General features: G+C 64.2%; 17 protein-coding genes and 1 pseudogene. 9 read left to right on the forward strand and 9 right to left on the reverse strand.

All coding sequences use genetic code 11. From position 1 onward, the window contains the following. Window positions 1–27 precede the first annotated feature (27 nt). Complete coding sequence (locus RA164_RS11610; RefSeq protein ID WP_329741013.1) at window positions 28–717, reverse strand: LrgB family protein; 690 nt, start codon at window positions 715–717, stop codon at window positions 28–30. Next, the gene (locus RA164_RS11615; protein ID WP_329741014.1) at window positions 707–1,117 is read right to left on the reverse strand and encodes a CidA/LrgA family protein; all 411 of its coding nucleotides are present in this window, start codon (window positions 1,115–1,117) and stop codon (window positions 707–709) included. The genes RA164_RS11610 and RA164_RS11615 overlap by 11 nt, the downstream gene beginning before the upstream one ends. A gap of 77 nt (window positions 1,118–1,194) precedes the next feature. Between RA164_RS11615 and RA164_RS11620 the strand changes: the two genes are divergently transcribed. The 3 genes from RA164_RS11620 (at window position 1,195) to rapA (ending at window position 7,452) form a co-directional block, all read left to right on the forward strand. Further along, on the forward strand, window positions 1,195–2,079 hold the full coding sequence (locus RA164_RS11620) for a LysR family transcriptional regulator (protein WP_329741015.1): 885 nt from the start codon (window positions 1,195–1,197) through the stop codon (window positions 2,077–2,079). Window positions 2,080–2,203: 124 nt separating this feature from the next. Continuing rightward, window positions 2,204–4,345: a M13 family metallopeptidase gene (locus RA164_RS11625; protein WP_329741016.1), complete on the forward strand. Its 2,142-nt coding sequence runs from the start codon at window positions 2,204–2,206 to the stop codon at window positions 4,343–4,345. A 266-nt stretch (window positions 4,346–4,611) separates the two neighbouring features. Further along, complete coding sequence (gene rapA / locus RA164_RS11630) at window positions 4,612–7,452, forward strand: RNA polymerase-associated protein RapA (protein WP_329741017.1); 2,841 nt, start codon at window positions 4,612–4,614, stop codon at window positions 7,450–7,452. 9 nt (window positions 7,453–7,461) lie between these two features. Here the strand turns inward: rapA and RA164_RS11635 are convergent, their stop codons facing one another. The 4 genes from RA164_RS11635 to RA164_RS11650 form a co-directional block, all read right to left on the reverse strand. Continuing rightward, on the reverse strand, window positions 7,462–8,127 hold the full coding sequence (locus RA164_RS11635; protein ID WP_329741018.1) for a rhomboid family intramembrane serine protease: 666 nt from the start codon (window positions 8,125–8,127) through the stop codon (window positions 7,462–7,464). Window positions 8,128–8,295: 168 nt separating this feature from the next. Then, a complete protein-coding gene (locus RA164_RS11640) occupies window positions 8,296–8,949 on the reverse strand; it encodes a C40 family peptidase (protein WP_329741019.1) in 654 nt (217 codons plus the stop codon). Between the two features lie 201 nt (window positions 8,950–9,150). After that, window positions 9,151–9,855, reverse strand: a complete 705-nt coding sequence (locus tag RA164_RS11645) for a YggS family pyridoxal phosphate-dependent enzyme (RefSeq protein WP_329741020.1) — start codon at window positions 9,853–9,855, stop codon at window positions 9,151–9,153. Window positions 9,856–9,903: 48 nt separating this feature from the next. After that, window positions 9,904–11,328 (reverse strand): M20 family metallopeptidase, encoded by a 1,425-nt coding sequence (locus RA164_RS11650; protein WP_329741021.1) that lies wholly within the window; start codon window positions 11,326–11,328, stop codon window positions 9,904–9,906. A gap of 538 nt (window positions 11,329–11,866) precedes the next feature. Here RA164_RS11650 and RA164_RS11655 point away from each other — a divergent pair. The 4 genes and pseudogenes from RA164_RS11655 to RA164_RS11670 all read left to right on the forward strand — a co-directional run bounded on the left by RA164_RS11655 (window position 11,867) and on the right by RA164_RS11670 (window position 15,276). Then, window positions 11,867–12,945 (forward strand): IS3 family transposase gene (locus tag RA164_RS11655; protein ID WP_412731025.1). Its coding sequence is split into 2 segments (ribosomal slippage): window positions 11,867–12,125 and window positions 12,125–12,945, totalling 1,080 coding nucleotides; the frame shifts between segments, so codons are not numbered across the junction. A 122-nt stretch (window positions 12,946–13,067) separates the two neighbouring features. Continuing rightward, window positions 13,068–13,715, forward strand: a pseudogene (locus tag RA164_RS11660) (IS3 family transposase); the annotation flags it as partial. 286 nt (window positions 13,716–14,001) lie between these two features. Further along, window positions 14,002–14,532, forward strand: coding sequence for a hypothetical protein (locus RA164_RS11665; protein WP_329741022.1), 531 nt, complete (start codon window positions 14,002–14,004; stop codon window positions 14,530–14,532). Window positions 14,533–14,736: 204 nt separating this feature from the next. Then, a complete protein-coding gene (locus RA164_RS11670) occupies window positions 14,737–15,276 on the forward strand; it encodes a GNAT family N-acetyltransferase (protein ID WP_329741023.1) in 540 nt (179 codons plus the stop codon). Between the two features lie 52 nt (window positions 15,277–15,328). Here RA164_RS11670 and RA164_RS11675 read toward each other — a convergent pair whose 3' ends face one another. Both RA164_RS11675 and RA164_RS11680 read right to left on the reverse strand, forming a co-directional pair. Beyond that, window positions 15,329–16,249 (reverse strand): hypothetical protein, encoded by a 921-nt coding sequence (locus RA164_RS11675; RefSeq protein WP_329741024.1) that lies wholly within the window; start codon window positions 16,247–16,249, stop codon window positions 15,329–15,331. Further along, window positions 16,249–18,477, reverse strand: coding sequence for a M1 family metallopeptidase (locus RA164_RS11680; protein ID WP_329741025.1), 2,229 nt, complete (start codon window positions 18,475–18,477; stop codon window positions 16,249–16,251). The genes RA164_RS11675 and RA164_RS11680 overlap by 1 nt, the downstream gene beginning before the upstream one ends. Window positions 18,478–18,697: 220 nt before the next feature. Between RA164_RS11680 and RA164_RS11685 the strand changes: the two genes are divergently transcribed. Both RA164_RS11685 and RA164_RS11690 read left to right on the forward strand, forming a co-directional pair. Further along, a complete protein-coding gene (locus RA164_RS11685) occupies window positions 18,698–19,372 on the forward strand; it encodes a response regulator transcription factor (protein WP_329741026.1) in 675 nt (224 codons plus the stop codon). Next, window positions 19,369–20,826 carry a sensor histidine kinase gene (locus tag RA164_RS11690; RefSeq protein WP_412731026.1) on the forward strand — a complete coding sequence of 486 codons (1,458 nt, stop codon included), beginning with the start codon at window positions 19,369–19,371 and terminating at the stop codon, window positions 20,824–20,826. The genes RA164_RS11685 and RA164_RS11690 overlap by 4 nt, the downstream gene beginning before the upstream one ends. Window positions 20,827–20,944: 118 nt before the next feature. Here RA164_RS11690 and RA164_RS11695 read toward each other — a convergent pair whose 3' ends face one another. Continuing rightward, the gene (locus RA164_RS11695; RefSeq protein WP_329741027.1) at window positions 20,945–22,351 is read right to left on the reverse strand and encodes an aspartate aminotransferase family protein; all 1,407 of its coding nucleotides are present in this window, start codon (window positions 22,349–22,351) and stop codon (window positions 20,945–20,947) included. Window positions 22,352–22,385: the final 34 nt, after the last annotated feature.

The raw sequence follows: 22,385 nt of genomic DNA on the forward strand, positions 1-22,385 counted from the left end.
GACCGGCCCCAGCCCTCGGCGCCCGCTTCAGTGCAGCAGCCAGGCGATCGCCGGGGCCGCCAGGACATTGAGCAGGCCGGCTAGCACCATCGCCAAACTGGCCACGGTCCCTTCCTCGTCGCCCACATCGTAGGCTTTGGCCGTACCGGCTCCGTGAGCCCCGATGCCGAACAGCATGCCCCGCGCCAGGGCCGAACGCAGCGGCAGGAAGCGCAGCAGCAGTTCGCCCAGGGCGATACCGGCCACGCCGGTGATCACCACGAACAGCGCGGTCAGGTCCGGCACGCCGCCGATGTCCGCCGAGACCAGCATCGCCAGCGGCGTGGTGATCGAGCGCGGCACCAGGCTGAGCCGCAGGCTGCCGCTGAGGCCGAACAGGGTCGCCAGCCCCCACGCGGTGCTCATCGCCACCGCACTGCCACCGGCCACGCCGGCCAGCAAGGCCATCCAGTGGCGCCGGATCAGCGCGCGATGACGCCATATCGGCAATGCGAACGCCACGGTCGCGGGGCCGAGCATGAAGATCAGCCAGTGCGCATCGCGCATGTAGACCGGATAGTTCATGCCGAACACCAGGCCCAGCGCGATCAGCAGCACGGGCACGCTGAACAGCGGTGAGGTCCACCAGCGCGGTAGGCGCCGGTACAGCGGTTTGAGCAGGTAATAGCCAGCCAGCGTCACCGCGAACCAGGCCAGGGAGGCCAGTTCACTGCGCATGTCGCTGCCTCCAGCGCCACACCAGATCGACCAGCAACGCCGTGCTGGTCATCACCGCCACGGTACCCAGCAGTATCACCAGCAGTATCCGCACGCCATCCGCGCGCAGCAGCGCCAGATGCTGCGAGACCGCCATCACCGCGGGAATGAAGAACAGCAGCATTTCGGCCAGCAACCAGTTCGCACCACGCCGCAACGACCCGGCCGGTACCGTGCCGGTCGCCAGCAGGACCAGCAGCAGACCCAGCGCACACACGCTGCCCGGAATCGGCAGGCCAAACATCGTCACGATGCCCTGACCCAGCGCGCAGAGGCCGCCGATCAGCGCGACCTGCACCACCAGGGCGAGCAGCGGCCTGCGCCGGCTCAACCAGCGCAAACGGGCATGGATGGCTTTCATGGGAGTCAGCGTACGTCCGCCTCATGCATAATGAAAATGAATTGTTCAAATCATTTCAATGCCTAAAAGGAATGAACATGGACCTACGCAGCCTGCGCTACATGATCGAAGTGGTCCGCCACGACGGTTTCGGACGCGCCAGCAAACACGCGCATGCCAGCCAGCCCACCCTGAGCAAGGCCGTCGCCCAGCTGGAGGCCGAGCTCGATGTCCGCCTGCTCGAACGCGATCGCCGCGGCGTCCAGCTGACCCAGGCCGGCGAAATCGTGCACCGCCACGCCCTTGCCATGCTGGCGCACACCGAACACATGCGTGCCGAGCTGGATGCGCTGCAGAGCCTGGAGCGCGGCGAGCTGCGCCTGGGCCTGCCACCGCTGGGCAGCAGTGTGCTGTTCGCACCCTTGCTCGCACGCTTCCGCGAACAGCATCCGCAGATCGACATCCACCTGCTCGAACACGGCAGCCGCCGGCTGGAGCAGGCCGTGCTTGCCGGCGAAGTGGAAATCGCCGCCACGCTACAGCCGATCGGTCGCGGCCTGGACAGCCAACCGGTCTGCGACGAGCCGATGCTGGCCCTGCTTCCGCCCTCGCATCCCCGTGCCGGCGCACGCCAGTTCAGGCTCGACTGGCTGGCCGAATCACCACTGATCCTGTTCGAGCAAGGCTTTGCGCTGAACCAGCTGATCCGCGATGCCTGCGCACGTCGCGACATCGTGCCCCGGGAAACCGTGCACAGCGCCCAGGTCGACTTCATATTCGCCCTGGTCGCGGCCGGCGGCGGCGTCGCACTGCTGCCCCGGCTGGCCCTGCGGGGACGCATGCTGAGCGGCATCTCGGCAATTCCGCTGGCTGGCCGCAGCCTGCGCTGGCAGTTGAGCCTGGCCTGGCGGCACGGCACCCGACTGTCGCCGGCCGGGCAGGCGTGGCTGGAGCTCGTCGCGGCACACACCCCTGACCTTTGACACTGGGCACCCCATGACCTTTGACCTAGCGTGGTGGGTCATGGTCGCGGACGGGTGGGCCCACTGGCATGCTCTGGCGCACCAGGACGCCTCCGGGCACATCAACCGCAATAGAGGGATACCCATGACCAAGCAGTATCTGAAGCCACTGGCTCTGGCCGCCAGCCTGAGCCTTGCCCTGGCCGCCTGCGGCAAGAGCGAGCACGCCGCCGCTCCGGCACCGGCCAAACCGGCCAGCACCGCACCGGCCAAGGCCGCCAGCACCGCCGCCGCCATGACCGCGAAGCCGAAGAGCGTGTTCGACGTCAGCGAGCTTGGGCCGTCCAGCGAGGCCTGCCAGGACTTCAACACCTTCGTGAATGCCAAGTGGGTCGCTGCCAACCCGATCCCGGCCGACCGCACGCGTTGGGGCGCATTCGACGAACTGGCCGAGAAGAGCCTGGACGACCAGCACCAGATCGCCGAGAACGCCGCCAAGAATGCTGCCACGGCCAAGGCCGGCTCGATCGAGCAGAAGATCGGCTGGCTGTACGACGCCGGCATGGACAAGGACGCGATCAACAAGGCCGGTTTTGACCCGATCAAGCCACAGCTGGCCGAGATCGCCGCGCTGAAGAACAGCGCCGAGATCGCCACATTCCTCGACAAGAGCTTCAACAACGGCGACAGCTACGTCTTCAGCTTCGGCTCCGGCGCCGACCAGAAGGACGCCAGCAAGCAGATCGGCTATGTGTTCGAGAGCGGCCTGGGTCTGCCGACCAAGGACTATTACCTCAAGCCGCAGTACAAGAAGATCCGCGAGGCGTATGTCGCCTACATCACCAAGAGCCTGGAGCTGACCGGCGTGTCCGACGCCGACGCCAAGAAGCAGGCTGGCGAAGTGATGAAGTTCGAGACCGAACTGGCCAAGGCCTCGCTGACCCCGACCGAGATGCGCAATCTCGACAACCAGTATCACTGGGTCACCGTGAAGCAGGCTGACCGCATCACGCCGCACTTCAGCTGGCAGAAGTTCTTCGCGGCGCAGGGCGTCGACGTGGGCGGCGGCTTCTCGCTGTCGCAGCCGAAATTCATGGCCGAATTCGACCGCCTGCTGGCCCACGCGCCGGTTTCGCAGTGGCAGGCCTACCTGCGCTTCCACCTGATCAGCAGCTCCTCGCCCGCGCTGAGCGACGCCTTCCAGGCCAACCGCTTCGACTTCTACGGCAAGGAACTTGCCGGTCAGCCCGAACAGCGGCCGCGCTGGAAGCGCGTGATGGGCGGCATCAATGGCGCCATGGGCATGGGCCTGGGCCAGCTGTACGTGGCCAAGTACTTCCCGGCCGACGCCAAGGCCCGCGCCGAGCAGCTGGTCACCAACGTGCGCAACGCGCTGAAGAACCGCATCGAGCATCTGGACTGGATGAGCGAGGCGACCAAGAAGAAGGCGCTGCAGAAGTGGTCGCTGTTCCTGCCCAAGATCGGCTACCCCGACAAGGGCGAATGGCGTGACTGGAGCGGTCTGGACATCCAGCAGGGTCAGTGGTTCGCCGACCTGCAGGCAGCCAGCAAGTACAACTACCACTTCGATCTGAGCCACATCGGCAAGAAGACCGACCGCAAGGAGTGGGGCATGACCCCGCAGACGGTCAACGCCTACTATGACCCGAGCACCAACACCATCAACTTCCCGGCCGCGATCCTGCAGCCGCCGTTCTTCTATGCTCACGGCGACGACGCGATCAACTACGGCGGCATCGGTGCGGTGATCGGCCACGAGTCCAGCCATGGCTTCGACGACCAGGGCAGCCAGTTCGACGGCTACGGCAACCGCGTCAACTGGTGGACCGCTCAGGACAAGAAGCAGTTCGACGAACGCACCAAGGCGCTGGTCGAGCAGTTCGACGCCTACACGCCGATCAAGGGCAAGCCGAACCTGCACGTCAACGGCAAGCTGACCCTGGGCGAGAACATCGCCGACCTGGGCGGCCTGAACATCGCCTACGACGCCCTGCAGACCGCGCTGAAGAACCATCCGAAGGAAGCCGCCGAGAAGATCGACGGCTACACCGAGGACCAGCGCTTCTTCCTGAACTGGGCCCGCGTGTGGCGCGGCAACGTCCGCGAGAAGGCGGCCGAGCTCTACCTGAACATCGATCCGCATTCGCCGGCATCGATCCGCGCCATCGCGGCACCGTCGAACATGACGGCATTCGCCAAGGCGTTCGAGTGCAAGCCGACCGACCCGATGGTCCGCGCCGGCAAGAAGCAGGTGAAGATCTGGTAAGCAGCAGCGCAAGCCACCCGGCCAACCGGGTGGCTCCGCTCACAGGGCCCCGCACGCAAATGCGGGGCCTTTTTCTTGCGTCCGGCCGCTTGGCGACAACCCGGAGCGATGTCGCCGCGGCATCTGCCGCAGCCTCGTCAAGGCAGCCGTTCCGTCCCGGCACAGCGACGAATCGCCGGCCAATGCAGCCGGAATGCATCGCCGAGGTTTTCAGCGCCGCGCGGTGAGCGGATAATTGGCGGCCCTCGAAACACTGTAGCTGCCTCATGTTCGTACCTGGTCAACGCTGGATCTCCACCGCCGAACCCGAACTCGGTCTCGGCACCGTACTGCGCGTCGAAGGACGCGGCGTACAGGTGCTGTTCGCCAAGGCTGGGGTGCTACGGCCCTATGCGATCGATTCGGCGCCCCTGGTGCGCGCCGAATTCCGCGCTGGCCAGCGCGTGGCTGGCAAGGGCATCGCCTTCCTGGTCGAGCGCGTCGAAGTGAAGGACGACCTGCTGATCTACCGCGGCGAAGGTCGCGAACTGCACGAAGGGCAGCTCGACGACGAACAGAGCGTGAGCCAGGCCGACGACCGCCTGATCGGCGGACGTACCGACCCGGTGGCGAACTTCGAGCTGCGCCTGGACGGTCTGCAGCGCCGTGCCGACGCGCGCCGCTCGCCGACCTGGGGCCTCGGTGCGGCACGCATCGGGCTGGTGCCGCACCAGTTGCGCGTGGCCGGCATCGCCGCTGCGCGCCGACCGCCACGGGTCCTGCTCGCCGACGAAGTCGGCCTGGGCAAGACCATCGAGGCTGGCATGATCGTGGCACGCCAGCTCGCCGCCGGCCGCGCGTCGCGCGTGCTGGTGCTGCTGCCCGACACGTTGGTCTACCAGTGGTTCGTCGAACTGCTGCGCCGCTTCAACCTCAGCTTCGCGATCTACGACGAAGAACGCTGCGAGGCGCTGGAACAGGCCGGCGACAACCACAACCCGTTCGAGGACGAACAGCTGGTGATCGCCGACTTCGGCTTTCTCGAGGCCAGCCCGAAACGTGCGCAGCAATTGCTCGATGCACCGTGGGACCTGCTGGTGGTCGACGAGGCACACCACCTGGAATGGACGCCCGAGGCCGCCAGCCCGCGCTACACGCTGGTCGAACAGCTGGCCGCACGGACACCCGGCGTCATCCTGCTCACCGCCACGCCCGAACAGCTGGGTCGCAGCGGCCACTTCGCCCGCCTGCGCCTGCTCGATCCGCAGCGTTACCACGACCTGGACGTCTACCTGGCCGAATCGGAGCAGTTCCAGCCGCTCTCGCACATCGCCGACAAACTGCTCGACGGCGACGCACTCGATGCCGATCAGCTGACCCACCTGCACACCTTGTTCGCTGGCGACGATGCGCTGCAGGCCTGTCTCGCCAATCCGGCGAAACCGGCCCATGCACGCGAACTGCTGGACGCCCTGATCGACCGTCACGGTACCGGCCGCGCCATGTTCCGCAACCGGCGTGCCGGCATCGGCGGGTTTCCACAGCGGCAACCGGTGTGGCATGTGCTCGACGGTGCCGCGCTCAGTGACGATGGCCGCCAGGCCCTGCTCGCCGAATTCCATGCCGACATCCAGCAGCCGGTGCCGCCACTCGAACTCGACTATGCCGGCGACCCGCGGCTGGAGGCCCTGGTCGCCCTGCTCGACGAACACCCGCAGGACAAGTTCCTGCTGATCTGCCGCAGCCAGCCCAAGGTACTGGCCCTGGAGGAAGCGCTGCGCACGCGCACAGGTGCCGGCATCGCGCGCTTCCATGAAGGCCTGGGCATCATGCAGCGCGACCGCAACGCCGCTTTCTTCGCCCAGCCCGACGGCGCCCGCCTGCTGCTGTGCTCGGAGATCGGCTCGGAAGGTCGCAACTTCCAGTTCGCGCACCGGCTGGTGCTGTGGGACCTGCCGCTGGATCCCGACCTTCTGGAACAGCGCATCGGTCGCCTCGACCGCATCGGCCAGAAACACGACATCAGCATCCACGTGCTCGCCGTCGCCGAGAGCGCGCAGCACGTGCTGGCCCGCTGGTACGACGAAGGCGTGGATGCGTTCCGCCACAGCCCGGCCGACGGCCGCGAACTGCTGCGCCGGTTCGGCGACACCCTGGCCCAGCTTGCCGCCGAACATGCGCGCGGCCCGGACAGCCGCGACCAGGAACTGGATGCCCTGCTGGCCGAGACCCGTGCGGCCCACGAGGACATGGCTGAGCTGATCCGTGCCGGCCGCGATCACCTGCTGGAACTGGCCGCCAGTCGAGACCTGCACGCCGACGCACTGGAACGCGCCTTCCGCCACGAGGACAACGACCCGTCGCGTGACCTGTTCGTGCAGCGACTGCTCGAGGGTTTCGGCATCCATGCCGAGGAGCTGGGCAGCCAGGTACTGCTGCTCGACCCGCAATACCTGTCCACCGACGCCCTGCCCGGCTTTGCCGAGGGCCCGCAGTCGGTGACCTTCTCGCGCGAGGTGGCGCTGGCCCGGGAAGACCTGCCGCTGCTGCGGCTCGATCATCCGCTGGTCAGCGGCGCCCTGGATCTGGCGCTGTCTGGCGAGCACGGCAACGCGGCCTTCATGGTGGACGACGCCCTGCCGCCACGCTCGGCGCTGCTGCAGGCCGTGTTCCTGATCGAATGCGTGGCCGACCGCCAGCTGGATGCCGAGCGCTTCCTGCCGACCCAGCCTGTGGTGGTGACGGTCGACACCAAGCTCGGCGAACATGCGAATTTCCGCCCCAGCGACGTGGCGCTGCGCAAGGCCGCGGACCGCACCATCGAGGTGCCGCGCTACCGCAAGTTCCTCGCCAAGCTGGTACCGCCGATGCTGGAACGGGCCGAAACCATCGCCACATTGCGTGCCCAGTCGGCCATCGGCGAAGCGACCCTGCTGGCCACCGACGTGCTGGATGCGGAACTGACCCGACTGCGCGCGCTGCACGCGGTGAATCCGTCGATCAGCGAAACCGAAATCGCCGCGTTGGCCGACGAGCGCAGCGCGCTGCTGGCGGCGCTGCCGCAGGCCCGGCTGCGACTGGACGCGGTACGTTTCGTGGTCAGCGCGGACTTCCTGTCACTGCGCTGAGCGAACCGCTCAGCGCAGCAAGATCCGCTTCGGCTTGATCGGCAGCTTGCCGCGCCAGTACTGGATCAGCGCGATGCCGCCCACCATGCCGCCAAGGTGGGCGAAGTGCGCCACGCCGGCCTCCGTTCCGGTGACGCCCATGTACAGCTCCGCCGCGGCATAGCCGATCACGAACAGCCAGGCCGGCATCGGGATCGGCAGGAAGATCAGCATGACCTTTTCCTGCGGGTAAAGCATGCCGAAGGCCAGCAACAGGCCGAAGATGGCGCCGGAGGCGCCGATGGTGGGGTAGAACCCATGGGTGAAGTACTTCACCACCAGCAGCTGTGCCACCGCCGCGGCCACCGCGCAGAGCAGGTAATACACCAGGTAGCGGCCCGCGCCGAAGGTGCGTTCGATCACCCCGCCGAACATGTACAGACCGAACATGTTGAACAGGATGTGGGTCAGCCCGCCGTGCATGAAGGCATAGGTGAGCAGCTGCCACACCTGGAACCCCGCCCTGACCACGTGGCCGTCCGGCGCCAGGCCGGTATGGTCCGGCCCCAGTGGCCACAATGCGAAATGCTGGGTGAGCGCCATGGTGGTCGTGTCATGCAACCACCACTGCAGGGCGAACACCACGATATTGGCGATCAGCAGGTTGCGGGTAACGGGCGGCAGGTCAGTAGGCATGCGGATTCCGGAACATGGGCCAGGGCAATGGCCCTATTGTCGCGTGACCGGCCGGCAAACGCTTGCTTCCGACCCCGCGCGGCGGCAAGACACCGCACCCGGACCATCCGCCCAAACGACAAACCGCCCCGGATCGAGGCGGTCTGCAAACCGATGGGAAACGACGACTCAGCCCCGGTCGGAAGCCATCGAATCGATTTCGGCCATGGCATCGGGGCGCTTGGCGCCAGCGAAGCGCTTGGCCCAGTAGGCTTCCTGCAGGCTGTCGATGCGCACCGTCTCGCCGTGCCGCGGCGAGTGGATGAAGCGACCGTGGCTGATGTAGATGCCGACATGCGAGACGCGGCCACGGCCATTGCGCCCGGCCGTGCGGAAGAACACCAGGTCGCCCGGCTTCATCTGGTCGCGCTTGACCCGATGTCCCACGCGGAACTGCGAGGCGGAGTTGGTGGGAAGCTCCAGACCGATGGCATGGGCAAACACATAGCGCACGAAACCGCTGCAATCGAAGCCGGTCGCCGGGCTGTGGCCACCGAGCACGTAACGTGTATGGCGCAGCTTCATGGCCAGCGAGATCAGCGTCTTGCGCAGGTCCAGAGCCTGTTCGCTGGCCGCAGGCACAGGCGGTGCGATCGGGCCACTGGGCACCACCGACTGGGCCAGCCGGGCGGCCGGATTGAAGATCGGCAGAGCGTCCATCAACGGCACCGTCACGCGGTCGACGACGGCAGGGACAGGCACATTACCCGACGCAAGCGCGACACCCGGCACCAGGAGGGCCGGCACCAGCACGACGAGAGCGGTCAGGCGCTTGAAGGACATGCGGGAAACCCCGTTGCGGTCGGATAACCCGATCGCCGGCATGGCCGACGACCGTGATGAAGCCGTGAACTTAGCAAAGGGATCGTGGCCGCTTGTTCGGATCGCGTTAACTGGACCCTGTCGTACACGAATGCCGTCCAGCTTCCGCTCACCTTGGGCCCACGCAGCCCTGCAGGCGGGCTTCAGCTCCAGCTTCAGGCTTCAGGGGCTATTGCCATAGCTGCGACGGCCGAAAATGGCCGTACCAATACGTACCTCGGTACTGCCCTCGGCAATGGCCAGCGGAAAATCGCCGCTCATGCCCATCGAAAGCCTGGGCAGCACATGTCCACGGTCGATCTCGGCCTCACGCAGCTCGCGCAGCAGGCGGAAGCAGGCACGCACCTCGTCCTGATCCTCGGTATGCGTGGCCATGGTCATCAGCCCCTGCACACGCAGGCTGTCGTAGTCGCGCAGACGATCCAGAAAGGCCGGCAGCTCGGCCGGTGACAGGCCGTACTTGCTCTCCTCGGGAGAGGTTTTCACCTGGACCAGCACATCGATCGCCCGTCCCTCGACAGACAGGCGATGATGCAGCGCCTCGGCCAGTTCCAGCCGGTCCAGCGACTGCACTTCGCTGGCCAGCCGCGCCACATCCCGGGCCTTGTTGGTCTGCAGGTGGCCGATCATCACCCAGTCGATGCCGCTGGCCTCGAGCGCACCCGCCTTGTCGCGGATCTCCTGCACCTTGTTCTCGCCGAATCGCCGCATCCCCAGCGATACGGCGGCACGCACCGTCTCGATGCCGAAGGTCTTGCTGACCGGCAGGATCGTCACTTCCGCCGGGTCGCGACCGATGGCGCGACAGGCCTCGGCAACCCGATGTCGCACGTCGGCCCAGTTGGCGGCTAGATGCAGATGGTCCATGCAGAATCCCTCAAGAAGCTCCTCGCGCCCGACAACATGGATGCGGCCTCAGCCCTCGGCACCCTGCGCGTAGTGCCGTGCCACCACTTCAGCCACCACCATCGACACCTTCTTGCCGGTGGGAATATGCAGGAATTCGTTGGGACCGTGTGCATTGGAATGCGGCCCAAGCACACCCGTGATCACGAACTGGGCCTGCGGGAATTTCTCGCCCAGCATGCCCATGAACGGAATCGAGCCACCCTCGCCCATGTAGGCCGCCGGAGCGCCGAAATAGTGCTCGGACGCCTCGGCCACGGTCTGCTCGAGCCAGGGCGACAGCTGTGGCGCGTTCCAGCCACTGCCGTCCTTTTCCAGCTTGAAACTCACCCTGGCCCCGTACGGCGGGTCTTTTTCCAGCAGCGTCTTGACGAACTGGCCAGCCTTCGCGCCCGAGAGCGTGGGCGGCACGCGCAAGCTCAGTTTCACCGACGTCTTCGGGCGCAGCACGTTGCCGGCACTTTCCAGCGGCGGCATGCCATCCACGCCGGTCACCGCAAGCTGCGGCCGCCAGGTACGGTTGAGCACCAGCTCCGCCAGATCATCGGTCACCGGCTGCATGCCTTCGACGAAGGGGAACTTGTCGAAAATCGCCGTGCCCAGCACTTCGGCCGACTTTTTCGCCTGCTCCACGCGCTGGGGCGGTATGTCGACATACAGCTCCTGCGGCTTGATCCGGCCGGTATCGGCATCTTCCAGCCGCTCCAGCAACTGGCGCAGGATGCGGAAGCTCGAGGGCACCACGCCGGAGGCATCGCCCGAGTGGACGCCTTCCTCCAGCACCTGCACGGTCAGCTCGCCACCTGTCATGCCGCGCAGGCTGGTGGTCAGCCAGAGCTGGTCGTAATTGCCGCAACCCGAGTCCAGGCACACCACCAGCGACGGGTTGCCGATACGCGCGGCCAGATGATCAACGTAGTACGGCAGATCGTAGCTGCCCGATTCCTCGCAGGCCTCGATCAGGATGACGCAGCGGGCATGCGGAATACCCTGCTCGTGCAGCGCCAGCAAGGCCGCCAGTGAACCGAAGATGGCGTAACCATCGTCCGCGCCACCGCGGCCATACAGCTTGTCGCCCTTGATCACCGGCTTCCAGGGACCCAGGTCGTCGGCCCAGCCGGTCATTTCGGGCTGCTTGTCGAGGTGACCGTACAGCACCACCGTGTCGTCGCCCTGTCCCGGTACTTCGATATAGATCAGCGGCGTACGCCCTTCCAGCCGCACCACTTCCAGCGTCGCGCCCGGCAGCGACGACAGCTTGGACTGCGCCCAGCCGGACATCAGCTTCACCGCTTCGTCCATATAGCCGTGTGCCACCCAGTCCTTGTCGAACATCGGCGACTTGTTGGGAATACGGATGTACTCGACCAGCTTCGGCACGATCTCGTCGTCCCACAGGCCACTGACGAAGCGGGAAAGGCGGCTGCTATCCACGATGGCGACTCCACAAACCAGGTAAAGACGTACAGTGTAACAGTGCGCCGGGAGCGTCCCCGAACAGTCGGCGACCGATCGGCGACAAGCTCAATGTAGTCCTTAACCTACATATTGATACGCACAATACCTACACATATCGCGCTCGCCCGCTGGCGGCGATTCCCGCCCCCATACGGCACATTACCCACATGGCGGATAAGGAACAGCTGCCACACGGACGTCGCCGCAACGGAATGCCACATGCGGGGGGAATCCGCATTCGGACAAGGATCAATTTCCCAGGATGGAGCAACTGGCGCGGCACGGAATGCTGCGCCAGCTGCGCTACACTCTGCACAAACTCAGCCGAGGCAACGCTGAAGCGGCCCGGATTTAGCCAAGAAGCATCTATCTTCAAACTTCGAGGTAGACGGCTAATTTTCAACTGAACCCGCCCCGGCTTTTGAACCACCCCGGCTTTCTCGGAGCGACGCCCCCCCGGTTTTGAGTAGCACGGCCGTTTGGAGTCCAATCCCCCAACCGAAGGAGATTGGACGTGAAGAAGCGCTTTTCCGAAGAACAGATCATCGGCTTCCTGCGCGAGGCGGATGCCGGCCTGCCGATCAAGGAGCTGTGCCGCAAGCACGGCTTCAGCGAGGCCTCCTACTACCTGTGGCGCAGCAAGTTCGGCGGCATGAGCGTGCCGGACGCCAAACGCCTGAAGGAGCTGGAGACGGAGAACACGCGGCTGAAGAAGCTGCTGGCTGAGCAGATGCTTGAGAACGAGGTGATCAAGGACGTCCTGCGAAAAAAACCGTAGGCGCACCGGCCCGACGCGCGTTGGTGCGCCAGATGATCGACAAGGGGCTGAGCGAGCGGTGCGCGTTGCGCGTGGTGGGCATGAGCGCCAGCGCGTACCGCTATCAGGCGCAGCCGGACCGCAACGTGGTGCTGCGACGGCGGATCGTGGAGCTGGCGCAGCGGCACAAGCGCTACGGCGTGGGGATGATCCACCTGAAGCTTCGGCAGGAGAGCGGCGAGCCGGTGAACTACAAGCGTGTGGAGCGGTTGTATCGGGAGGAGCGGCTGCAGGTGCGCCGGCGTAAGCGGAAGAAGGTGCCGGTGAGCGAGCGGCAGCCGCTGTGTCGTCCATCGGCGCCCAACGAGGTGTGGTCAATGGACTTCGTGTTCGATCGCACCGCCGACGCCCGCGTCCTCAAGTGCCTGACCATCGTCGACGACGCCACCCATGAATCGGTCGGCATCGAGGTCGAACGAGCCATCTCCGGGATCGGCGTGACGCGCGTGCTGGATCGCCTGGGGCTGATTCGCGGCTTGCCCAAGACGATCCGCACCGACAACGGCAAGGAGTTCTGCGGCAAGGCGATGGTCGCCTGGGCGCACGAGCACGGTGTGCAGCTGCGCCTGATCGAACCGGGCAAACCGAACCAGAACGCCTACATCGAATCATTCAACGGCCGCCTGCGCGACGAATGCCTCAACGAACACTGGTTTCCCAGCCTGCTGCACGCCCGCACCGAGATTGAACGCTGGCGGCGGGAATACAACGAGGAGCGACCGAAGAAGGCGTTGGGCGGGCTGACACCGGCCGCCTACGCGAAGCAGTTAAAGTAATTCCGGACTCTAAACCGACCCGCTACTCAAAGCGGGGGGACGTCGGGAGGCTCCCGATCTTGAGAGGATGGGGCCATGGCGAAGCAGAAGTATTCGAAAGAAGTCCGGGAGCGAGCGGTGCGGAGTGGTTGATGCGTCGGCTTGGCCTGCAAGGCGTAATTCGTGGCCGCATGGCGCATGGTACGTACAACCTTCAGCGACAAGGCCACGTCATCACCGCCGGACCGAGTGAACCAACACTTCCGCGCCGACCGTCCGAACCCGCTGCGGGTCATTGATTTCACGTATGTCTCGACCTGGCAGGGCTTTGTCTACGTGGCTTTCGTCATCGATGTCTACGCCCGTTGCATCGTGGGATGGCGGGTATCACGTAAGGCCCATACGGACTTTGTGCTCGATGTGCGTTGGAGCAGTCCCTGCATGACCGGCGACCGGCATGGCAGGCACTGATCCATCATTCGGACAGGGGGAGCCAATACGTCAGAATTCGCTACACCGAGCGACTGGCCGACACGGGCATCGAACCTTCCGTCGGCAGTGTTGGCGACTCCTACGACAACGCGCTGGCCGAAACCATCAACGGACTGTACAAGGCCGAAGTCATCCACCGCAGACCCTGGCCACGCATGGAAGATGTCGAGCTGGCCACGCTGGCGTGGGTGGACTGGTACAACCATCGACGCTTGCTCTCCTCGATTTATTACCGGACACCCGCTCAGGCCGAAGCCGATTACTATCAACCCAAGAGCTCACTGAGCGAGGCCGCGTGACTCAAATCGAACGGCCTCCGATGAACTCGGGGCGGTTCAGCTGCACTTGAACGTTGAGGCTACCATGCTGTGCTAGTCTCCTCACAACTGGCATGGATCTGTCATTGATACTTATCAGCCATACCATGCTCAACGGCAGCCACATTACCCATCTCTAAACAACAGGCCACATCAAATCCAGGTACTAGAGATTTCCGAAGGAGTCATGAATGAGGAAACATCCAAGCTCACTAAATGACTTAAACTTGACTCCTCAGCTCCCAACATCACCGACCTGAGCATCATTATGATCACAAGAGACATAATAAGTATTATTGGCGAATCCATACAAGCCGGAGCTTTGTTCGTTGCAGGCATGAGCATCTGGTGGCAGCTCAGGAAAGCTAATGAAGACCGCGAAAATGGAACCTATGATTCATTAGATGAACGCTTCACACAATTTCTTGAAGTTTGCAGCAAATACCCGAATCTGGAAGTTTATGCGCCAACCCATGACAACTGGAATGAGCTTGACAGCACAAAATACCGCCGACAACTTATACTATATCAAATACTAGTATCAATATTTGAACGGTCGTACATTCTATACAATGAAAAGCACGCACTAAAAAGTCGCAACCGCAGAACCCAATGGGACGGGTGGGTACAATATATGCGAGATTACGCTGCAAGCCCCGTATTTCAATACGCTTGGCACGTCGAAAAAATTGGGAAGGACATGGATAAATCGTTCTTAAAATTCATGGAGAAAGATATCAAAATCAAGGAGTATACACCTTTAATCACTGCCAAACCAGCCATCGCAAAACCCACTTAACAAGTGAAGAAAGCAGTCCGCCACAATTATTAATTGTAACGCACAATTAACTATTATGCATAATAAATAGTTGGACTCAATTTATTCACACTTACGTATAAGTATGATGCGCATTTCACAAGTCAAGAACACAAGAAAAACTTATTTACCTAGGCAATAAAATTTATTTTTATCTCAATAACCTCACTCGAAAACAACCTGCAAATGATAAGCGTACCCGTTATCGAGACGGCGCGCCTGCGCCTTACCGCCCTGACCGAAAAGCACTTCAACGATTACGCCAGCATGCTGGCCGATCCGGACAGCACGCGCTGGATCGGCGACGGCCAGCCACTGGACCGTACCAACGCGTGGCGCTCGCTGGCGATGCTGATCGGCCATTGGCAACTGCGTGGCTACGGCATGTGGGCACTGGAGCTGAAAGACACCGGCGAATTCATCGGCCGGGTCGGGCTGTTCCACCCCGAAGGCTGGCCCGACCTGGAGCTGGGCTGGATGCTCAAACCGGAACACCGTCACCGCGGCTTTGCCACGGAAGCGGGCAACGCCGTGCTCGACTTCGCCTGGAACAAGCTGCACGCCCCTCGTGTCATCAGCCTGGTCAGGATCGGCAACGATGCCTCGGACCGGGTTGCGGAACGACTGGGCGGCGAACACATCGAGGACATGGACTTCTACGGCAGCGACACCCACGTGTTCGCCTACTATCCACCGCATGTCGAGCAGCGCCGGGCCTTTGCCTGACTGACTGAGGCATGCGAGGGTCACTGCCGGGCCCCGCAACCCGGCAGCAAGCTCAACGGGCCGGTGCGATGGCGCCCCCGCGACGCCCGGGACGCCAGCTGCGCACGACTTCGGCCAGCGCCAACAGCCGCGCGAACCGCATCCAGCCGACCACCAGCACCATGAGTTGTCCCAGCAGCAGGGCAAGCAGCAGGCCGTGGGTACCGACCGCCTCGGTGTGGATGCGCAGCAGGCCCAGGCCGCCGAACATCAGCATGCCGGCGCAGGTAACCACCAGGTAGAACAGCACGGTCCGCAACGGCCGCCGCAGCAACTGCAGGACACCCCGCCCCAGTGCCCGGGTCGCGGAACGCAGATCAGGATCGGCAATGAATGCCGCCCGCATCGATTCGACAACCGTCTGCGCCAGCACGAACACCGCCAGCAACACCCAGTGCGCGCCATGCGCCCAGGCATCGGCCTGCGCCTGCAGTACCGCCTGCCTGGCGTGGCTTCCCGCCACCTGCTGACCCATCACGCCCACGGCAAGTACCAGCGCATACGGCAACAGCGACCAGAGCATCACGCGGAACATCCGCCCATATTCTGCCCAGCCACTCTGCAGCAGAGTGCCGAAACCCAGGGCACGCCCGCTGCGACCGCTGCCGATCATCATGCCGTCGAGGAAAGGCGACAGCAGCAGGGTGAGCAGCAGGCCGAGGATCGCGGTAGCGCCAAACCACTGTGCATGACCGCTCAATGCCATGATGGTGTCGCCGAACATCAGCGCATTGAAATGCCGCGCCCATGCGTCAGCATGCACGGAATGGTCGAGCAGCCCGCCCAGCATGCGCAGCAGCGGCAACGAGACCACCGCCACCGGCAACAGCACGAACAGCAGCCACAGCAGCAGCAGTCGCCACTGCATCGCCGTGAGCATGGCGGAAACCAGGGCCATCGGGCCCGCGCGACGGGAAGTGTTGTAGGCCATCATCACAGCGTCACCAGCATGGAATAGAAAGCCTGCATCACGACGGAAACATCGGCCGTCCAGCGACGCGCTGCGACACCGTTCGACGTACTGGTCAGACTGTCGTTGAGCTTGTTCGCATCCAGGTAGACCTGCTGCTTCGGATCGAGCTCGGCAGCCACCACCTTGCTCGGCTCGACGAAATCGAAACGTGCCCAGCGGCGGTCGTCATCCCAGCGCACGCTCTTGCGGGTACCGTCGGCGAACGTCACCTGCAGGGTTTCGGGCACCGGGGCGCCATCCCGCCGCACCGTCACCATGCTGTGCCATGGAAACGGTCCGCCCTGGTCCTTCGCGGCGGCCGGGTGCGCTTTCTTCCAGGCCGCCTGCTGGCTGTCGATCTGCCTGTCGAGTGCTGCGCTGCCTAGCGTCACCGGCTGCCCGTTTTTCCAGGTCACGCCTGCCTTGGGCAGCACCTGCCAGGCATCGATGTCCGCCACCCGGTCATCAATGTGCGCGGTACCGTAGACGAACTGACTGAAGATCTCGTTGACGTCTTTTGCATCACCCGAGCCATCGATCAGCGCCTGCCGCAGATCGGCCACGGAAGGATGCCGGTAACGCCAGCGCTGGTAGTACAGCCGCATGGCCTTTTCCATGGTCGCCTTGCCCAGGCGTTCTTCGAGATCGTGCATCGCCGTGGCCGTGCGCGTGTACACGGTGCCGTAGCTGGTGCTGGAAAGACGATCCCAACTGTTCTGCGCCAATGGGTCGGACGGATGCCGCAGGGTTGCCGCCAGTCGTTCCATCTGGAACCCGCTCAGCGTCGGCACGATACCCAGCCACTTCATCAGCGGCGTGGCCAGCGCGATGTCCTCGTGGCGGGAACGCATCATGCGATCGTCCCAGTATTCGTTGATGCCTTCGTCAAGCATCGGCTCCTCGAACTCGTTCGAGGCGATGATCCCGTAGAAATAACCGTGACCGAATTCGTGGATGTTCACGAAGTCGCTTTCGTACTGGTTAAGCGTGCCGGGCTCGATTTTCGCGTAGCCCTCGGAGGTGAAGAAGGTGGGGTATTCCATGCCGCCAGCCTCCTGCGCGTTGTACGGCGGGATCACCGCGGTCACCGTGCGATACGGATAAGGACCCAGCGTGCGTGAGAAATAGCCTAGGGCATCGATGGTGGATTTCAGCGTCGGTGCCGCGCTGGCCTTATACTCCGGCGGATAGATCACCCGCACCGCCACGACCGGGCTGCCCGGTCCGGTATAGCTGCCATCGAGAATCCGGTAGTTCTTGGCGGCCACCCAGGCGAAGTCGTGCACATCGCCCTGCACGAAATGGTAGGTGATGGTGCCGTCCTTCTGTACCGGCGCGCCCTGCTGATGCCCCACCGCCCCCACGGTGTAGTCGCTGGGCACGGTCAGGTGCACGTCGTAGCTGCCGAAGTCGGCATAGAACTCGCTGTTGAAGTGGAACGCGTGCACGTTCCAGCGCACTTGGGTGGCGCCACGTTCGCCCGGCAGTTCCAGCACGCCGATCTTCGGAAACCACTGACCGACCAGATTGAAATCGCCCCACCAGCCGGTACGTTCAACCACCCGCGGCAACTGGTCGAGGAAGTCGATATCCAGCGCCAGCGTGCCACCGGCAGGCACCGGCCTGGCCAGGTCGAAGCGCACCACGGTCTGATCGGTCGCCGGACCGCCGTCCGGGTGCACGAAACTCCACGTCAGCCCTGTACCGTCCTGCTGCACCTTCTGCAGGTGGATCCAGCCCCACTGTCCCTTCTTGAGCACGGCATTGCCGCGCGATCGGCCATGCGCGGTCAGCACCCGGCGCTCGGTGAACCAGAGGCTGCCGTCGTTCGCGAATGCGTTGAGATACAGATGGAAATAAACGTGCCGGACCGGGCGATTGCTGCGGTTGCGCCAGGTCATGTGTTCGGTGGCGGCCACCTGATGCGTGGCCGCATCCAGCCGTGCATCGATCGTATAGCTGACCACGCGGTCGGACCGGGTCGGTTCCTTGCCGGTGCGCTGGCCACCCCAGGCGTCGGGCGAGCTCGGTGTAGTGATGATGGTGTGGTGCGCCGGGGCGAAGGGTATCGGCGCCATCGGCGCGGCGGGCGCAGCCACACTCGACGAGGGCGCCGGCACGGACACGACCTGCGCACGGACAACTGACCACGACACCATCACGCACATGGCAAGAGCCAGGTGGCAGGCGCGCCTCCTCACAGTTTTCATCGCGATCCCCCAGATCTGTCCGGCCAGCTTGCGGCAGCACACGCCAGCCGTCATAGCCCATTGGTCACGCTGCCTTCACATGGACACGACGTCAAGACGCTGGAGCGCACTTTGCCGGAATACAGGCCCGGCGCATTATGCTGCTGCGGATGCCGTGCAGTTCGGACGGCACGTCCCGTGTTCAACCGGCCCGTATCCAATCCATGAGTACCTCCCTACGATGCGCATTCTCATCGCGGAAGATGACCCCTCCATTGCCTCCGGCGTGAGTGCCACGCTGCGGCAGAGCGGCCATGCCGTCGACCACGCCGCCACTGGCCTGCTCGCCGATACCGCCCTGCGCAACACACCGTACGACCTGGTCATCCTAGACCTCGGGTTGCCCGGCGCGGACGGCTCGGAAGTCCTGCAGCGCGTGCGCAAGCGTGGCGACCGCCTGCCGGTGCTGGTCATCACCGCCCGCGAAGGCCTGCGCGAGCGCGTGCGCGTGCTGGACCTCGGCGCCGACGACTACCTGGTGAAACCCTTCGCGCTGGCCGAACTCGAAGCCCGCGTGCGTGCGCTGCTGCGCCGCTATACCGCCCAGGGCGCACTCGAACTGACCCTGGGCCGGCTGCGCCTGGACCTGCCCGGACATCGTGCCTGGGTGGACGACATGCCGCTTGAACTCACCGCACGCGAATTCGGCTTGCTCGAAGCTCTCGCCACGCGGCCCGAACGGGTCACCAGCCGGGCCCAGCTGATCGAGGCACTGTGTAGCTGGGACGACGAACTGACCGACAACGGCCTCGACATCGCCATCCACCGGCTGCGACGCAAGCTGGCCGACTCCGGCACCCAGGTGCGCACGATCCGCGGGCTCGGCTACCTGCTCGAAGAGGTGACACCCGAATGAAGCGGCAGCGCATGCTGCGGCTGCAACCCTGGCTGTACCGGCTGCTGCTGTCGGACGGACGGCAGAGCCTGCGCCGACGCCTGCTGATCATCCTGCTGGTGCCGCTGATGGCGCTGCTGCTGTTCAACAGCCTGCTCACCTACGGTGGCGCGCTGATCTATTCGAACCACGTGCACGACCAGAGCCTGGTCAGCGACACGCTTACCCTGATGGAGATGATCGCCACCGTTGACCCCGGCGGCCAGATCACCCCACAGGCGCGCTTCCTGCTCGAATACGATCCCGACGGGCACAACTACTACAGCCATTTCAGCGTGCGCAGCATGCGGCACGGCCTGATCGCCGGCGACCCCACCCTGCAGCCGCCAGCCAATCTGGCACTGCAGGGCAAGCAGCCCGTGCTCTATACCATCCGGCGCGATCATCACGACCTGCGCGCGGCCACGGTCGTGATAGCCAACGACAGGGACCCCGGCGACAAGCTGTTCATCACGGTCGCCGAATCGCTGCGCGACCGGCACCTGGTCGCGCGGCAGATCCTGCTGCTCAGCATCCCCGCGCAGACGGTGCTGATCCTGGCCGTATTCCTGCTGGTCTGGTTGGGCGTGCATACCGGCCTGCGCCAGCTGGACCCGCTGACCGAACGTCTGTCCAACCGCGAGCACGACCTGGCCCCCATCGGCGATGCCGACGTGCCGATGGAGATCCGCCCTCTTACGCACACCATCGACGGACTGTTCGCCCGCCTGCGCGGCATGCTGGCCCTGCAGGAGCGCTTCATCGCCGATGCCGCACACCAGTTGCGCACACCGCTTGCCGGCCTGCGCGTGCATGCGGAACGGGCACACGCGCAACCCGACCCGGCCATCGTCGACGATGCACTGAAGCAGATCCTGCATCTGATCGACCGCGCCAACCGCACCTCGTCGCAGCTGCTGGCATTGACTCGCGCACAGTCGGTCGAACTCGAACCTTCGCCCACGACCCGGCTTGACCTGGCCACACGGGTTCCGGAACTGCTCGGCCAGCGTGTCCACGAGGCGCTCGCGGCGGGTATCGACCTGGGCTACGAGGCAGCGCCCGGCCCGCTGTGGATCGCCTGCGACGAACACAACCTGCAGGAACTGCTCGACAACCTGATCGACAACAGCATCCGCTATGCCGGCCGCGGCAGCACGGTGACGGTGACGCTGGAGCACTCGGCCGCCTGGATATGCCTGGGCGTGGAAGACAACGGCCCCGGCGTGCCCGACGAATGGCGCGACCGTCTGGGCGAGCGCTTCTTCCGCGTGCCCGGCGTGGCGCAGGAAGGCAGTGGTCTTGGGCTGGCGATCGTGCAGCGCATCGCCGAACGGCACGCTGCCGAGGTCCACTACATCAACCGCCCCGAAGGCGGCTTCCGCGTCGAAGTACGATTCCCGGCCAGCGATGCCGGAAAAAACACGGCCATATAAAAAAATACGGCGACGCCTGGGCGCCGCCGTGTGTGCCACCTTCCCCTGCACGGGAAATTCGACAACTAAAAGCGTGATGCCGCGAATGACGCTATGCCGGCCATTCGCGGCAGAGCCATTACATCGCCTTCTTGGCCTTGGTAAGCAGCTGGTCGAGCAGCGCGATGGCCAGGTCGATTTCCTCGTGGGTGATTTCCAGCGAGGGCGCGAAGGTGATCACGTTCTTGTACCAACCGCCCACGTCGAGCACCAGGCCGATCTTCTTGCCGTTGTGCTCCAGGTCGCCGGCCAAGCCGATGTCGACCATCTTGTCGAGCAGCGCCTTGTTCGGAGTGAATCCGTCCTCGGTGCAAATCTCGGCGCGCAGCGCCAGACCCAGACCGTCGACGTCGCCGATCTCCTTGTGGCGCTTCTGTAGGTCGCGCAGGCCTTCGAGGAAGTGCGCACCTTTCTTCGGCACGCTGGTCTCGTAGTCCAGCTCGTAACCCATCTTCACCACTTCCAGGCCAAGCGAGGTGCCCAGCGGGTTGGAGTTGAAGGTGGAATGGGTGGAGCCCGGCGGGAAGATGGTCGGGTTGATCATCTCTTCGCGCGCCCACAGGCCGGACAGCGGGTTCAGGCCGTTGGTCAGTGCCTTGCCGAACACGATCACGTCCGGCGTCACGCCGAAGTGCTCGATCGACCACAGCTTGCCGGTGCGCCAGAAACCCATCTGGATCTCGTCGACCACCATCAGGATGCCGTACTGGTCCAGCACCTTCTTCAGGCCCTTGAAGAAACCCATCGGCGGCACGACGTAACCGCCGGTGCCCTGGATCGGCTCGACGTAGAACGCCGCGTACTCGGCCTGGCCGGTCTTCGGGTCCCACACGCCGTTGTATTCGGTCTCGAACAGGCGCGCGAACTGGTTCACGCAGCTATCCGAATACTCTTCGGCGGTCATGCCCTTCGGGCGACGGAACGGATACGGGAACGGCAGGAACATCGCGCGCTCGCCGAAGTGACCGAAGCGACGACGGTAGCGGTAGCTGGAAGTGATCGACGAAGCGCCCAGGGTGCGACCGTGATAGCCGCCCTCGAAGGCGAACATCAGGCTCTTGCCGTTCTTGAAGTTGCGCACCAGCTTCAGCGAGTCCTCGACCGCCTGCGCGCCACCCACGTTGAAATGCACGCGACCGTCCAGGCCGAACTTCTTCTTGGCGTCGACCGCGATGGTCTTGGCCAGCTCGATGCGGGTCTGGTGCAGATACTGGCTGGCCACCTGCGGCAGCAGATCGATCTGCGCCTTAAGCACGTCGTTGAGGCGCTTGTTGGCATAGCCGAAGTTGACCGCCGAGTACCACATCTGCAGGTCCAGGAACGGCGTGCCGGCCGTGTCGTACATGTAGCTGCCGTTGCAGGTACGGAAGATCTTCGGCGGATCCACGTAGTGCACGGTGTCGCCGAAGGAGCTGTACTTCGCCTCGTCGGCGAGCAGCTGCGCGTCATCGATCACCAGACCGGTGTTCTTGTCGAAAGCGTTCATGGGCGGGGTATCCAGAAAAACGTGATTCAGTAGA

The organism is Dyella sp. A6 (assembly GCF_036320485.1).
GTDB lineage: Bacteria > Pseudomonadota > Gammaproteobacteria > Xanthomonadales > Rhodanobacteraceae > Rhodanobacter_A > Rhodanobacter_A aluminiiresistens.

Coding starts and splice junctions, on each gene's coding strand:
- RA164_RS11610 (WP_329741013.1), bottom strand. CDS start 717: ATGCGCAGTGAACTGGCCTCCCTGGCCTGGTTCGCGGTGACGCTGGCT.
- RA164_RS11615 (WP_329741014.1), bottom strand. CDS start 1,117: ATGAAAGCCATCCATGCCCGTTTGCGCTGGTTGAGCCGGCGCAGGCCG.
- RA164_RS11620 (WP_329741015.1), top strand. CDS start 1,195: ATGGACCTACGCAGCCTGCGCTACATGATCGAAGTGGTCCGCCACGAC.
- RA164_RS11625 (WP_329741016.1), top strand. CDS start 2,204: ATGACCAAGCAGTATCTGAAGCCACTGGCTCTGGCCGCCAGCCTGAGC.
- rapA (WP_329741017.1), top strand. CDS start 4,612: ATGTTCGTACCTGGTCAACGCTGGATCTCCACCGCCGAACCCGAACTC.
- RA164_RS11635 (WP_329741018.1), bottom strand. CDS start 8,127: ATGCCTACTGACCTGCCGCCCGTTACCCGCAACCTGCTGATCGCCAAT.
- RA164_RS11640 (WP_329741019.1), bottom strand. CDS start 8,949: ATGTCCTTCAAGCGCCTGACCGCTCTCGTCGTGCTGGTGCCGGCCCTC.
- RA164_RS11645 (WP_329741020.1), bottom strand. CDS start 9,855: ATGGACCATCTGCATCTAGCCGCCAACTGGGCCGACGTGCGACATCGG.
- RA164_RS11665 (WP_329741022.1), top strand. CDS start 14,002: ATGATCACAAGAGACATAATAAGTATTATTGGCGAATCCATACAAGCC.
- RA164_RS11670 (WP_329741023.1), top strand. CDS start 14,737: ATGATAAGCGTACCCGTTATCGAGACGGCGCGCCTGCGCCTTACCGCC.
- RA164_RS11675 (WP_329741024.1), bottom strand. CDS start 16,249: ATGATGGCCTACAACACTTCCCGTCGCGCGGGCCCGATGGCCCTGGTT.
- RA164_RS11680 (WP_329741025.1), bottom strand. CDS start 18,477: ATGAAAACTGTGAGGAGGCGCGCCTGCCACCTGGCTCTTGCCATGTGC.
- RA164_RS11685 (WP_329741026.1), top strand. CDS start 18,698: ATGCGCATTCTCATCGCGGAAGATGACCCCTCCATTGCCTCCGGCGTG.
- RA164_RS11690 (WP_412731026.1), top strand. CDS start 19,369: ATGAAGCGGCAGCGCATGCTGCGGCTGCAACCCTGGCTGTACCGGCTG.
- RA164_RS11695 (WP_329741027.1), bottom strand. CDS start 22,351: ATGAACGCTTTCGACAAGAACACCGGTCTGGTGATCGATGACGCGCAG.